The following is a 14,011-nucleotide window of genomic DNA, read 5'->3' on the forward strand; positions in this document are numbered from 1 at the left end:
AAATAGACTTAGCAATAATACCTCTCGCCATAAGCTTACTACCCAAACCTCCATTAAAAGACTAAAGCGTATTACCCTAGTAATGAGTCTTTGCATATAGCCACACTTAAAGCTCAGTGCTGCATCTGAAGACCCACGATAAACTACAAATCGCTATGGACTATAGCATGACATTAGTTTGGTGGATATAATCCTAACCCCTTGAATATTAAAGATGTCTTAGATGCTACATTTTATTTTCAAGATGTTAGCTCTTTGAGCAACATTTAAGTATTAAGATCGTAACAACCACAGCCAAATGAACGCAACTAAAGTCGCAATAAGCACAGTTTTAATTCATTAACAAACAGAATCGTAAACATCTTTCTAAAAATAGCCAGCCTCTGCTGGCTATTTTTTTACCCGCTATTCAGAGATTTAAGGTAATATTCCCCCTCACTATTTCTACCTAAGACACCCCCTCAATGGCTCTTAAACCGACAATCTACAAGTTTCGTATCTCTCTAACCGATATGAATCGCGACTATTACGACTCTTTTAATCTAACGGTTGCACAACACCCTTCTGAAACAGAACAGCGTATGATGGCTCGAATCATGGCTTTCTGTATCAATGCATCACCTGAACTTGAATTCACTAAAGGGTTGTCTAGCATTGAAGAGCCAGATTTATGGCAGAAGTCGTTAGATGACCAAATCCTAGACTGGATTGATGTGGGCGAACCTGATCCTGAGCGCGTGAAAAAAGCGACTCGCTTATCTAAATCTGTACGCATATTCAGCTTCAACACCAAGTCGAACGTGTGGTGGGAACAAAACAAAGGCAAGTTCGGTTATCTGAAAGCTCAAATTGTCCGTTTGGATAATGCTGGTATCGAACAACTCTCTGAAATGACGCAGCGCACTATGGATCTTTCTGTAATGCTATCGGGTAACTCTGCTTTCGTTAACAGCGACACGCAATCTGCAGAAGTCACTTGGGAAGAGCTACAGAGTAATGACTGAGATCCAAACTCAGACTGAATCTCAGCGCCAAACTAAGCTCGAAGCTTGTTTGCAGCTCGCTGGTCTCGATTCAGTGAAAGCGCTGACGGCTGGCTATGAAAAAGAGTTAAAGTCATTTACTGACGAAAACCACGCTCTTTTCAAACACGCGAGTGAGAATAAGCCTGACAACTCAGAGCGACAAACCTTACTTGGGCTGTTAACAAAAGTGCATATCGATGTGAGCTACCGCTTTGAAAGTAATAAAGAAGCCAGCGAGGCGATGCAAAGCGTTTTCGATAGTACGGTAGGCAGTGAACATGGCGACAAATTTCAGAACTCCAATGCTCAGCAATTGAAGTTAGTGACGCATTTATGGTTGTTCATTCAAGGGCGACTAGGAATGGATTACAGCCTAGCCAATGATCATGCTGCAGCGACCGCAACATTGCTGTCTCGCCTTTCGAGAAGTACTGATGACGAGATTCGAGTCGAGTTCATGGGCAGCTTTTATGATGGCTTGAACCTCTATCAAGCCGAGAACAAACCATCAGGCTTTGTTCATCGTTTTAAGCGTTTGTTTAATCTAACTTAGACACTCCCACCAGCTGCTGACTCTAGATACGCTCTATATTTTTATAGAGCGTACTTATTCTGCTTAGCCGCCAGAGATTCCCTATTACGCTCGTTCCTCACTTTAGGGAATGACAAAAGTTAACGAGTCTCACATTCTGCAAGATCAGCAGCGTTTGCCTCTAAAAGGCTGTCGATAGAATACACACTGAACCCTCACCCTCGTATTTTACCTCGCACGCCGTCATCCCCGAGAAGGAGGAACGACTGAGTCGGGGATCTCATACCACATCAGAAAGCACACAGACAAACAGACTCCCTACTCGCTCATTCTTCACTTTAGGGAATGACGACACTCGCAGCCATTACAGTTAGCTTCATTACAAGTACAAAAAAGCCCCGCAGAAAGCGAGGCTTAGAATTTCTTTCAACGAACTTCAATTTACAGAGGCTAAATTGCGTTCATCCTATAATACAGCGAATTAACGCAGGCCGTGTAAGAACTCATGGCGCGTTGCTGGGTTTGATCTAAAAATACCGCCCAGTGCTGTTGTTGTCGTTTCACTGGTTGCGTCCATAACACCACGCGATTTCACGCAGTAGTGAACAGCATCCATAGTTACAGCAACATCATCCGTTTCTAGTAGCGTTTGTAATGCAACAAGAATTTGCTGCGTCATGCGCTCTTGAACTTGTGGACGTTGAGCAAAGAAACGAACGATTCGGTTGATCTTCGAAAGACCAATGATTTTACCTTGCGGAATGTAAGCCACTGCGGTTTTACCATCAATGGTTACTAAGTGATGCTCGCATGTACTGGTTACGGTAATATCTTTTACTCGTACCATCTCACGAACACCCATCTTGTTTTCGATCACGGTGATTTTAGGGAAATTGGCGTAATCCAAACCAGAGAAAATCTCATCCACATACATTTTCGCAATACGTTGTGGTGTTTCTTCCAGACTGTCATCTGCAAGATCAAGTTCAAGGAGAGTTAGAATCTCACGCATATGGTGTTCGATTCGTTCCTTTTTCTCTTCTCGGCTAACCTGATTAGGACGCATTGGTGTCTCTAATCCGCGGCTTGCTAGCGCATCTTTAACCAACTTCGCTGATTCGCTAAGACCTGACATTGAACTTCCTCTTTTATTGCCCCTTCTGGATGGCAAACAAGGATACTCGTAATTTTGAATAAATACACCCATATTTTAAGGGAGGTCATTATTTACGGGGGTTAAACTATGCTAAAGTGGCTGCAATTTCGTTGGCAAATAGTGTTAATTTGATCATTATTGAATCACTGCTGCCAACCACCAAATCAAAATAATAACGACCAAAGGATTTCAATTATGGGCTGTTGCGACGCTCCCGGCTTAATGCCAATTGAAGAAGCACTAGATAAGCTGCTATCACCAATCAAACCAATCCAAACGACTTTATCTCTGCCTCTTGCTGAAGCATTAGGTTACGTCCTTGCTGAAGATATTCTTTCCCCTATTTTCGTACCTCCTTTTGATAACTCAGCAATGGACGGCTATGCACTGCGCTTAGCAGACCTAGAGAACGGTAAAGTACTGCCATTAGCAGGCAAATCTTTTGCAGGCCAACCGTTCGAAGGTGAATGGCCAAGCAACAGCTGTATTCGCATTATGACTGGCGCAAAAATCCCTGAAGGTTGTGACGCTGTCATCATGCAAGAAAATACGGCTGAGACTGACGCTGGTATTGAGATTCAACAAGACGACATCAAGCTGAACAATAACATTCGCCCTACCGGTGATGACATCAAACAAGGTGATATCGTTCTTAGCCGTGGTGAACGTTTAACACCTCGTGACATTCCAATGATTGCTTCACTCGGTGTAAGCCACGTTACAGTACTACACAAGCCTAAAGTCGCGTTCTTCTCTACTGGCGATGAACTAAAACCATTAGGCCAGCCTCTTGAAGACGGTCAGATCTACGATAGCAACCGCTACGGCATTAAACCGCTGATTGAAGCGTTTGGTTGTGAAGCTATAGACCTAGGCATCATCCCAGATTGCCCAGCAACCCTTAAAGAGACGTTCGAGAAAGCACAGCAAATAGCAGACGTGGTTGTGACTTCTGGTGGAGTGAGTGTTGGTGAAGCCGATTACACCAAAGATATTTTGGAAGAGCTCGGTCAAATTGGCTTCTGGAAGCTAGCTATCAAGCCCGGTAAACCGTTCGCATTTGGTGAGTTGGATAACGCGTGGTTCTGTGGCCTACCGGGTAACCCAGTATCAGCGATGATGACGATGTACGTACTGGTTCAACCTATGCTGGCTAAGCTTGCGGGTCATACCGCGTGGACAGCGCCAGAATCTATTCCTGCTATCACCAAGTCTGCATTCAAAAAAGGCCCAGGCCGTACTGATTACCAGCGTGGCATCTACTCGATTGAAAACGGTCAGTTTGTCGTAGAAACAACAGGTAACCAAAGCTCAGGCGCTTTCCGCTCAATGAGTTTAGCAAACTGCTTTGTGGTACTAGAGCGCGAACGCGGCCGTGTTGAAGTTGGTGAAACGGTTCAGATCCAACTGTTTAACTCGACGCTTTACTAACGAGGCTTACTGATGGAAATACTGTCTGACGCAGAGATGCTTCGCTACAATCGCCAAATCATCCTTAAGCAGTTTGATTTTGAAGGCCAAGAAGCGCTAAAGCAGAGCTCAATCTTAGTATTAGGGGCTGGAGGCTTAGGTTGTGCCTCTGCTCAATACCTTGCGACTGCGGGCATTGGTAAGCTAACACTGATCGACGATGATGTTGTCGAGCTTTCAAACTTACAACGACAAGTTCTTCACACCGATGCTGATATTGGTAAGAAGAAAGTCGATTCTGCAGCTGAGTCGCTTCAGATATTGAACCCTCATCTGACGATTGAAACCGTCGACCACAGGCTTGATGATCAAGCGCTTGCAAAGTTAATTGAAGCGCACTCGTTAGTTCTTGATGCTAGCGACAACGTGGAAACGCGCAATCAATTGAACCGCTTATGTTACGCATCGAAAACACCATTAGTCTCTGGTGCTGCGATTCGAATGGAAGGTCAGATTAGCGTATTCACTTATCAAGACGCCGACGCACCGTGTTATCAGTGCTTGAGTGCTCTATTCGGCAACGCTGCACTAAGCTGTGTTGAAGCGGGTGTGATGGCGCCAGTTGTTGGCATGGTAGGCGCGGCTCAGGCTTTAGAAGCGATTAAGGTGATTGCCAAGTTTGGGCAACCAAAGCAAGGCAAGCTTCTGATTCTCGATGCCATGTCGCACAGCTGGCGTGAGATGAATTTAATGAAGATGCCTAATTGCTCGGTGTGTGGATAGACTAAATCCTATCCCCCTCAAATCGACAACCTAAGCCTTGACTAAAAGTCAGGGCTTTTTTAGAGCTCAACGTCAGTTCCTCAAATCGTTTTATCAATTTGAAAGACTCTATGAGAGATTAGTTTCATTTGAGTTCTCATTTTGAGAATACAATAAAAAACCCAAAACTTTAAAATATAAAAGTTAAAAATCAACGAGTTAAAAATGGCACGTAACTTGTAAAAGTATCTATACCTTCCATCACAAGGATGTAGATATGAGAATTACAACGTTAAGTTTGCTATTAAGTGCACCATTGGTCGCCAACGCAGCGCCATTCGATACCTGCCCGAGTAAGGCATACCTCTTTCAATCCACCCCAGTGCAAGTTTGGGGCGTTAACCTAGTGACAGGCTCAACCACCCTGTTAGAAGACGATACAGGCATGAATGCCAACATCAATGGTGTCGGTTTCGACTTTCAAGACAGATATATTTATGGCTATGAGACCACCAACAAACGCTTAGTGCGTCTTGGCCAAGACTTCCAAGCAGAGGTCATCAACACAAGTGGCTTACCAACCGATCACACCTTTTATGTAGGCGATGTCTACGACCATGTTTACTACCTATACCGCACAGGTAAGGGACTGTTCACCGTTGACCTATCGCCTTTAGATGCCGATCCAAATGCGACTGTTACCGTTAACAAAATTGTAGGCAGCCCAGCAACCGTAAAATTGACTGATTTCGCCTTTCATCCAAGTGATGGCTCTTTATATGGTATCGATAATAACTCTGGTGGCTTATACAGCTTCAACCCTACAACTGGTGCCGAAACCTACATCGGAGACACCGGCGAGTTAGGTACGTTCGGCGCTGGCTATTTTGATGTCAACGGCTACTACTACGTATCTCGAAACCAAGACGGTAAAATTTACCGTATCAATCTGTCTCCAGACAACGCTGCCAATATCGCGGCAGGTATTGTTCCAGCCGTTGAATTTGTTTCGAATGGTCCAGCTTCTGGACAAAACGATGGTGCTCGTTGTGCTAATGCACCTGTTGTTGATGAAGACTCAAACATCGACTTCGGTGATGCTCCAGACAGCTACCTAACCTTACTGGCGAGCAATGGCCCTCGACATGAACTTGATGGCATCACATGGTTAGGTACAACGCCTCCAGATGCGGATTTAGATGGTTATGTCACACCTCAATCAGATGAAACTGTCGGGGTGGATGATGAATGGGCAAACGGTGGTATCGGTTTTGTTACCGCACTTGAAGCCGGACTTGATTCAAAAGTGGTGATTGAAGCTTCAACAACCGGTTACCTTTCGGCGTGGATAGACTGGAACCAAGATGGCAGCTTCGATGGTGCTAACGAACAAGTATTTACCGACTACCAACTGGATGCTGGTGAAAACGATCTGTTCCTAAATGTCGATATCAACGCACTAACGGGGACTACTTGGGCTCGCTTCAGATTCAGCCAACAAACCAACCTGAGCTACTTTGGTGGTTCTACATCTGGTGAGGTAGTTGATATTCAAGTTGATGTTCTTAACGACGGCGCTACAGCCCGTTACTTCCCAAGTGCTTCTGGTTACGCAACCTTGGCGTATGAAGATAACTGGCCTTATAAAGCCGACTACGACATGAATGATGCTGTGATTATGTATCGCATCACAGAGATTTTAAAAGACGGAAAAGTGGTTAAATCCACTATCGACGGTCGCTTGGCCGCGGTTGGAGCAAGTTATAGAAACGGCTTTGCTGTGCGCCTACCAAACTTAGCACCATCATCAGTAGACAACGGTAACTCTTACATGAAACACAATGGTGTCTTTACTGACTTAGACATGGAGGAAGGACGTAGTGAGGCGATATTTGTTGCCGCCGAGGACTTAACTTCGAAAATAGACACGTCATGTACTTTCTACCGAACCAGTAACTCATGTAAAGAAAGCGAGCAGTTCTCTTTCCAAATCGGTATCAGCTTGTCTGACTCAGGTATCAGTACCGACACATGGACAGACATGCCTTACGACCCGTTCATCTTTGCAACACCGGGTTACTATCACGGTGAAAATCTACCTCTGCACCCAGGGCGCAGTTGGGAGGTTCACTTGCCAGACCAAGCACCAACAGAAGCCTTTGATACGGCTAATCTCTTTGAGGCAGGATTAGGTGTCGATGACAGTAATCCATCAACAGGTAAGTATTTCAAAACAGCAGAGAACCACCCTTGGGCACTGATCATTACGTCAACCGATGAATGGGAATGGCCGCTAGAGTATGTGGATATTGTTACCGCTTACCCTGAGTTCAAACAATACGCAGAGTCCGGTGGTGACACGAACCAGACATGGCACCAATCACCAGCAGACAATCAACGCTACGAACCTTAAGGAGAGACGTTATGAATATTCACAATAAACACTATCGAGAAACTCATTGCGTTGATTCGAGTCGCAACCTAGCTAAGGAAGATGGTATGTCTGCACACAGAACTTGGAACATGAAGAAATCGTTGACTGTTATTCTCGCTGTCACTCCACTGATATTAGTTGGGTGTGGAGGAGGTGGTGGTGGCGGCGGTAGTGCATCGACACCATCTCCAGCAACACCGTCGACGCCAGCAGCGCCTTCAACTCCAGTAACAGGAACGACATCTCTAGCGACAAGTGCAGCAGCGACACCAATCTATACGATGGCCGATGTAGTCGTACCCGACGGCTTTGATTACAGCTCTATTGAGCAGTTTGATCTCGACATCGACATCAGCAGCATTTCAACGGCTCGCTCCTTTGTCACGGTTTATAGCCGTTTCAGCACACGAGATGACTCGACCTTTAAACCGGACTATTCGAGTAAAGTGATTGCAGGCTCGTTAAATAATGGGGTATTCGCGTCTAACTTTACGGCTCCAGTCAATCACGAATCACTGTTGGTCGAAATTTGGTTTTATGACGGTCAGCCGCCATTACAACAAGTGGTATCGAGTAGTGATTCTCAGATAGTTTGGTAATCGGCGGAGACAGTTTGGTCGTCAACAAATGAAAAACTGATTCTGTATCAATCCAAAGTGAGCAGCGATGCTCACTTTTTGATCGTATAAGAATGGATAGCCACTCAAACTTTCTGATTGATTACATTCACTTTACTGCCAATCTGACTTATCTTTTCAATATAACCTTCAAAGACTTACTCTCATGAAACAGTTTAAAATAGGTCTATTTATCTTAATGTGTGGTGTCGGTTTACTGCTGGCTCTCACCTACTTCCCTTTAACCTCAGAGACAGGGCAACGTATTCAAGCCAAAGTGATTTCTAACACGCTCACTCAATCCCTAGACGGACATAGGCGCTACCTCACGGTTGAAACTCAAAACAACGAAATATTTCGCGTTTCCATTCCACCAACAACAGACTGCCCTCTTGATTCTGTGGTCGCGCTTGATACATTAAACAATCAAATAACCGGACAAAGCAGCTATCAGTTCATCCACTGCCGAGCTGCGCCTTAGTCGCCGATATAACAACAAGAATGGATATAAGAAGAATGAATCAGCCACTCATTTCACCAGAACAACTCCAACAACGTTTGCTAGAAGAAGACAACATTGTAATCCTCGACGCCAGTATCGAATTTCAGATCCCAAGTGAGTCAGAAAAGATCAAAGGACAAATGATACCTAGTGCGATTCGTTTTGATTACGACAAGGATTTTTGCAACAAGCACACCTTGCTTCCTCACATGTTCCCTTCCGAAAAACACTTCAACACTCGTGCTCGCGAAATTGGTATCAATCAAGACAGTACAGTCGTGGTTTACGATAACTCTGGAACTTTTGCTTCGCCTCGTGCTTGGTGGATGTTTATGGCGATGGGACACAACAACGTATTCATCTTAGATGGCGGTTTACCTGCTTGGATAAAAGCCGGTTACGCGACAGAGACTGACTATCGAACCGAAGTAAAAGCGGGCAATTTTGAAGGCCAAATTCAAGACAACCACTTTGTAAATGCTCAGCAAATCCAAAACTACTCCGATGACAAAAGTGCAAACATTCTGGATGCACGTTCACAAGCTCGTTTCGATTCAGAAGTTCCTGAACCACGTGAAGGCTTGCGCAGCGGACATATTCCGAACTCCATTTGCCTACCATTCGCACAAGTCTTAAATGCAGGTAAATTGAAACCTCAAGAAGAGTTAATTGACATTTTCTCGACCCTAAACTTAACCCCCTCTCAACCTATGTTCTTTAGCTGTGGCTCTGGTGTGACGGCTTGCATCATTTTATTGGCCGCTAAACTGGCCGGATATTCAGGTGAAATGGGTGTTTATGATGGCTCATGGACTGAATGGGGCGCTAACGAGAAATTACCCATCGCTGTGACTAAAAAGTAATTCAACTTCGCTTACTGCCACTGTTAGAATATACTGCGCATGCATAAAGAGCTTACTCGTAGTGATGACTTAACATCTCACACAGTAAGCTTTTTGCTTTGCGGTAATGCTACGTCGTTTGAAAACAAATCTGGATTTACTCGGTTGCATTTTAATCTATAGCGATTTATTGACCATAAACCGTGATTAACCTTGGGTAAATCGTTATCAATGCGGTGAATAATAATATTTCACTCAAGAATCTCTGCTCGTAGTCGTTACACTATTTAATCATTGATACTGTCATCATTGATGTTTGTATCTTTCGTTACATGAATCACGCTGACGACCCAATAGTTTGTCACTTGCACTCTGTTAAAAGTAGTAACCAACAAAAGGCATCTCATGGCTCTATTTAAGAAAAATATCTGGTCGCTGTACGCGTTGATCGTACTACTGACCCTGATACTTTTCGCCGCGTTGGGCGTAACTAAATGGCAAGCCAACAGAGATGACTTCACCCAGCAACAACATATCCAAGTCGAGCTTTTTTCTAGCTCTGTAAGCTCACTCTTGACCAGTCAAGAAGCACTGCTTGAAGTGGTTGGGCACCAACTCGCCCAGCAGTCTGACTTCACTCGTACTGCCTCCATTCAAATTCGACCAATACTGGATAAACTGCTAGATACTCACCCTGCGATTGCAGCTTTTGGGCTACTCAATCCCCAAGGGGACTATCTCGCCATCAGTTCCAACATGCAACTGTCTGATCAGCGAAACTTACTCCAATACCCATACACTAGAGACTCATTTCTAGAAGCCATGTCTAGTGACAAAATGGTTTTGGGACGAACTTACTTTCAAGACTCTCTGAACAGCCTCGTTATCCCTTTGAGAAAATCCATTTCCATTGATGGTACGAAAGTTGATGCCGTTATGACTGCTGGCTTGCGCTTAGATAGCACAATCGTATTTGAAAACAATGCACATGCTGGTAGCTACAATACGTTAAGTTTGGTCAGAGAAGACCGCTATCGACAGTTTCACTCTAGCGACATCAACAATTTAGATTCGTACTTAAAACCTATCAGCGATAGCACCATAAAACTGTCCGTTGAAAATTTTGTTCAACAAACTGGCTTAAGTGTTCATAACGCTAAAAATGAAGATTCAACGTACTCCTTTGTCGTCGATGACGGCAATTATCACGCGCTATTAAGCGCCAAATACATCCCAAACTACAAATTATGGGTGGTTGGACGTACGGATCTAACTCACGTCGATAGCATATTTATACAAGAGTTCAGCATTCTTTTCGTTGCCTTTATTTTTCTTCAATTTGGTTTCTACTTTTTGGTTAAGTCGATTGCCAAGAATGAACAGCGCACTCGTAGCCAACTCATTTATCAGGCTAACCATGATCCATTAACCTCTCTACCAAACCGCTTATACATGCGCCGAAACATTGGTAAATGGATTGAGGATGAGTCAGAGCAATTCTCGCTGTTGTTTATCGATATCGATAACTTTAAATGTGTCAATGATACCCACGGGCACGACTTCGGTGACAAGGTGCTCAAACAGATCGCATTGCGTTTGATGCGATTTCGCTCTCGACTCAGCTTATTGGTACGCGAGTCTAGTGATGAGTTTTTGTTTTTAACGCCGATGACGAGTGAGACCGAGATTAAACGACTGGCGGAACGCCTTATCGAAGTTCTTTCCCAACCTTATGAGGTCGAAGATTCTCAGTTCTTGTTGGGCTGTAGCATCGGTATTGCGCGTTTCCCTGAACACGGAAAAGATCTCGATAGTCTGCTCCGCTCCGCCGATATTTCTATGTATAAAGCGAAGCAGCAGCAAAACTCGTACAGCATTTTCACCACAGCCATGCAAGACGCTCACCTCTACAAAATGAAAGTAGAACAACGGCTACGTATTGCTATTGAGAAACAAACACTGTTCATGGCTTTCCAGCCTTTGGTTCGCACTGACGAGAGTACTCATGGCGTCGAAGCACTGGTTCGTTGGATTGATGACGAGCTAGGGTTTGTTCCACCCGATGTGTTTATACCGGTCGCGGAGAGCACTGGTTTGATGCAAAAACTCGGTACCTTTATTATCGAGTCCAGCATTATGCAAATCGCCCATTTACACCGAACGACAGAACAAAAAATCGGTCTTTCGATCAATATATCCGTACGTCAGTTTTCACATAAGTCGTTCTCAGAACACTTATTCGCAACGCTTGAGAAGTATCAGTTCTCTCCAAGTTGCTTAACGCTTGAGATTACCGAAAGCTTGTTCATTGAAGACGTAGACATAGTGAAGCCTATTTTCGAAGCCTTACACGAAAAGAATATCAAAATATCTTTAGATGACTTCGGCACAGGCTACTCATCATTGAGCATGTTGAAAGCACTTCCTATTGATGAGCTTAAGATTGACAAGAGTTTCATTGAAAACATCGCTGTAGACCAACAGTCACTCACTATGGTGCAAAACATTATCGCGATAGGTAAGAACTTCGGCATGGTGGTATTGGCAGAAGGCGTAGAATCGAACGAGCACTTCGCGATTCTAAAGGCATGTGGATGTGATTTAATGCAAGGCTATTACTTCTCTCGCCCTATTCCTTACGATGAACTATGCGAGTATCTAGCACCAACTCAGGTTGAGACAATAGAGCTATCAGAACCAACGGCATAGCTGCCAGTTGATCTCTCCCAGCTCGCGAATAACGCGATGAATCAAAAAAGGGAGCCTAAACAGGCTCCCTTTCCTTTATACACCGCTTAACATCGCGGCCCAAAAAATAAAAACACAGACAATGAAAACAAAACCCATTACGACTTAACTGTTATCACAACTCGTCGATTGCAACCTGTTGCCTTGTTGTCCACAACCTTACAAATAGGTGCGCTTTCGCCATACGCATATTCAACGATGCGACTTCCTTGGTGAAGATCTTTCTTCAAGTAGCTCGCCACTTGTCCGGCACGGCGAGATGACAGGGCTTTGTTGTAGCTTTTACTGCCTACACTATCTGCGTGACCCTCTATATAAATCTTGGACTTATCACTCACTAAGCTAAGGTACTGACCTAATACTTGCTTGTGGCTTTCATCCAATTGATACACATTAGTTGGGTAATTAAGCACCAGGGATTGCGTCGCTTTATCATAGAAACACACATCATCTTGAGCTCCGATTTGAATCACTTCACTCTCTCTATTGATCACCTCATTTTGAGGTTTCTCATTTAGCTCTACCAGCTTCCCAGTCACTTGTGTCGTAACAGTATGAGAAGACACCAACATTTTCGAAGTGACGTATTCGCCAACATCACCCAAGCAGTTTGCATAGCCCAATGGAGACATTAGCATCGTAGATAAAATCACTAGGTATCTCATGTTAATCCTTTAGTTTTCCGGTTTCTTCATTAATCAAATTCAAAATGTACTTGTACACATCTTCGCCATCTTTAGCGTGATAGATGTTCTTCTTACCAAAGCAATCTCCAAAGCCATCGGTTTCTGCCACTTTATAATTAATACCAATGACGCCCATCGTGACTTTCGTTTTCTCAGCTTCAGTTGGCGCATTACTTTGGAAACGATTTCGTTTCGCTGAAATGGTTGAGCGCAGCTTTTTACATAACCCCTGATCCACCAATTTTTGTAAATAACTATCATCACCATCTTGACCATCCGATAAAACAATAAACACTTGCTCAGGGTTTAGATTGGTTGCTTTGTTCGCCTCTTGCGCTGCAGCAATGATTCCATTCCAAGATGACGTTCCCCCTGCCGCTTGTAATTGAGTACTCATTAATTGAGACCGAAAATCGTCATAGTCTTCAGTCAATGGGATATCATAAAACTTGTAATACTTAGAAAAATTAACGTTCTGAGTATAGATTCGCTCAATCTCGTATCGACTCATCCCCCACTTTGGTTCGAGAATTTCGTTATACACAACGGGCTTGTCAAACATTCGCCTAACCGTTGTCGCAGGAGAGTTTCGAGCGTAATCATAAGCGTATTTCTTTCGCCATGAACCGTAATAACCATAGGCGTTAACTCGTACAATCTTGTCTGTTTTTTTAACATGAAGCGGGTTGTACCCGAGTAAAGCTACTCTGCTTTTTTCTTCCGTGTTGAACTCTTCAATGTCATCGACGACTCGTTTAATGGTCTCTTTCACGACATCGAGCTTCATTTTTCCGTTCTTCCATGGGTTACCCATAGAACCACTAAAGTCACCGATAAAGTAGACATCAACAGGCTGAGGGAGATACTTGCGCGTAACTGCTCGCCCACTCACCGAAAACTCTGGCTTTAAGTTCATCTCTTCGTACGCGATCCAAGACGTATATTTGGCAGTCGCACTGACCACAAAGTCACTAAACGGAGCGAGTTCACCACTAGCTTGAACACAGCCATCTTTGTACTCACACTTACTTGTATACACCGCAACATCAACATCATCTGTGTTATCAACAACGTATCTATCGACTAAATAGCGTGCATACTTTACGTTCTTTTCTTCGTCCTCTTTAGGACTCGCGATGAGAGCCAAGCTAGCGACTTCCGCAGCTTCCAATAACCTCGTGTGTGCTAGCATTTGTTGAGACATCTGCATCGAAAAGGCCATGAAAATAACCATCATAGGCAATAGACCAACGAACAAAATACCGGCGACACCTCGGTTTTTCTTTATCGATTTCAC

General features: G+C 44.0%; 12 protein-coding genes. 9 read left to right on the forward strand and 3 right to left on the reverse strand.

Annotated features, from left to right (window positions below; all coding sequences use genetic code 11):
- The first annotated feature begins 464 nt into the window (after positions 1–464).
- Both OW495_RS19395 and OW495_RS19400 read left to right on the forward strand, forming a co-directional pair.
- On the forward strand, positions 465–1,004 hold the full coding sequence (locus OW495_RS19395; protein WP_289887841.1) for a YaeQ family protein: 540 nt from the start codon (positions 465–467) through the stop codon (positions 1,002–1,004).
- Positions 997–1,578 (forward strand): hypothetical protein, encoded by a 582-nt coding sequence (locus tag OW495_RS19400; RefSeq protein WP_289887843.1) that lies wholly within the window; start codon positions 997–999, stop codon positions 1,576–1,578. The genes OW495_RS19395 and OW495_RS19400 overlap by 8 nt, the downstream gene beginning before the upstream one ends.
- Positions 1,579–2,038: 460 nt before the next feature.
- Here the strand turns inward: OW495_RS19400 and folE are convergent, their stop codons facing one another.
- Positions 2,039–2,692, reverse strand: coding sequence for a GTP cyclohydrolase I FolE (folE, locus tag OW495_RS19405; RefSeq protein ID WP_004731548.1), 654 nt, complete (start codon positions 2,690–2,692; stop codon positions 2,039–2,041).
- A 216-nt stretch (positions 2,693–2,908) separates the two neighbouring features.
- Between folE and moeA the strand changes: the two genes are divergently transcribed.
- The 7 genes from moeA (at position 2,909) to OW495_RS19440 (ending at position 11,989) form a co-directional block, all read left to right on the forward strand.
- Positions 2,909–4,144 carry a molybdopterin molybdotransferase MoeA gene (moeA, locus tag OW495_RS19410; RefSeq protein ID WP_102313877.1) on the forward strand — a complete coding sequence of 412 codons (1,236 nt, stop codon included), beginning with the start codon at positions 2,909–2,911 and terminating at the stop codon, positions 4,142–4,144.
- Positions 4,145–4,156: 12 nt separating this feature from the next.
- Positions 4,157–4,906 carry a molybdopterin-synthase adenylyltransferase MoeB gene (gene moeB, locus OW495_RS19415; RefSeq protein ID WP_289887844.1) on the forward strand — a complete coding sequence of 250 codons (750 nt, stop codon included), beginning with the start codon at positions 4,157–4,159 and terminating at the stop codon, positions 4,904–4,906.
- 256 nt (positions 4,907–5,162) lie between these two features.
- On the forward strand, positions 5,163–7,298 hold the full coding sequence (locus OW495_RS19420; protein ID WP_289887845.1) for an LruC domain-containing protein: 2,136 nt from the start codon (positions 5,163–5,165) through the stop codon (positions 7,296–7,298).
- Positions 7,299–7,309: 11 nt separating this feature from the next.
- Positions 7,310–7,918 carry a hypothetical protein gene (locus OW495_RS19425; protein WP_102328329.1) on the forward strand — a complete coding sequence of 203 codons (609 nt, stop codon included), beginning with the start codon at positions 7,310–7,312 and terminating at the stop codon, positions 7,916–7,918.
- A gap of 184 nt (positions 7,919–8,102) precedes the next feature.
- On the forward strand, positions 8,103–8,417 hold the full coding sequence (locus tag OW495_RS19430; protein WP_289887846.1) for a hypothetical protein: 315 nt from the start codon (positions 8,103–8,105) through the stop codon (positions 8,415–8,417).
- A 35-nt stretch (positions 8,418–8,452) separates the two neighbouring features.
- A complete protein-coding gene (locus OW495_RS19435; protein ID WP_289887847.1) occupies positions 8,453–9,301 on the forward strand; it encodes a sulfurtransferase in 849 nt (282 codons plus the stop codon).
- A 384-nt stretch (positions 9,302–9,685) separates the two neighbouring features.
- A complete protein-coding gene (locus OW495_RS19440) occupies positions 9,686–11,989 on the forward strand; it encodes an EAL domain-containing protein (protein WP_029223640.1) in 2,304 nt (767 codons plus the stop codon).
- A 137-nt stretch (positions 11,990–12,126) separates the two neighbouring features.
- On the opposite strand, the gene OW495_RS19445 is transcribed toward OW495_RS19440, so the two are convergent.
- Positions 12,127–12,693 (reverse strand): OmpA family protein, encoded by a 567-nt coding sequence (locus tag OW495_RS19445; protein WP_017077523.1) that lies wholly within the window; start codon positions 12,691–12,693, stop codon positions 12,127–12,129.
- Position 12,694: 1 nt separating this feature from the next.
- Positions 12,695–14,011 (reverse strand): VWA domain-containing protein, encoded by a 1,317-nt coding sequence (locus tag OW495_RS19450; RefSeq protein ID WP_017111666.1) that lies wholly within the window; start codon positions 14,009–14,011, stop codon positions 12,695–12,697.

Source organism: Vibrio sp. 14N.309.X.WAT.E.F5 (assembly GCF_030397615.1).
In the GTDB taxonomy this organism is placed as follows: domain Bacteria; phylum Pseudomonadota; class Gammaproteobacteria; order Enterobacterales; family Vibrionaceae; genus Vibrio; species Vibrio lentus.

Coding starts and splice junctions, on each gene's coding strand:
- OW495_RS19395 (WP_289887841.1), top strand. CDS start 465: ATGGCTCTTAAACCGACAATCTACAAGTTTCGTATCTCTCTAACCGAT.
- OW495_RS19400 (WP_289887843.1), top strand. CDS start 997: ATGACTGAGATCCAAACTCAGACTGAATCTCAGCGCCAAACTAAGCTC.
- folE (WP_004731548.1), bottom strand. CDS start 2,692: ATGTCAGGTCTTAGCGAATCAGCGAAGTTGGTTAAAGATGCGCTAGCA.
- moeA (WP_102313877.1), top strand. CDS start 2,909: ATGGGCTGTTGCGACGCTCCCGGCTTAATGCCAATTGAAGAAGCACTA.
- moeB (WP_289887844.1), top strand. CDS start 4,157: ATGGAAATACTGTCTGACGCAGAGATGCTTCGCTACAATCGCCAAATC.
- OW495_RS19420 (WP_289887845.1), top strand. CDS start 5,163: ATGAGAATTACAACGTTAAGTTTGCTATTAAGTGCACCATTGGTCGCC.
- OW495_RS19425 (WP_102328329.1), top strand. CDS start 7,310: ATGAATATTCACAATAAACACTATCGAGAAACTCATTGCGTTGATTCG.
- OW495_RS19430 (WP_289887846.1), top strand. CDS start 8,103: ATGAAACAGTTTAAAATAGGTCTATTTATCTTAATGTGTGGTGTCGGT.
- OW495_RS19435 (WP_289887847.1), top strand. CDS start 8,453: ATGAATCAGCCACTCATTTCACCAGAACAACTCCAACAACGTTTGCTA.
- OW495_RS19440 (WP_029223640.1), top strand. CDS start 9,686: ATGGCTCTATTTAAGAAAAATATCTGGTCGCTGTACGCGTTGATCGTA.
- OW495_RS19445 (WP_017077523.1), bottom strand. CDS start 12,693: ATGAGATACCTAGTGATTTTATCTACGATGCTAATGTCTCCATTGGGC.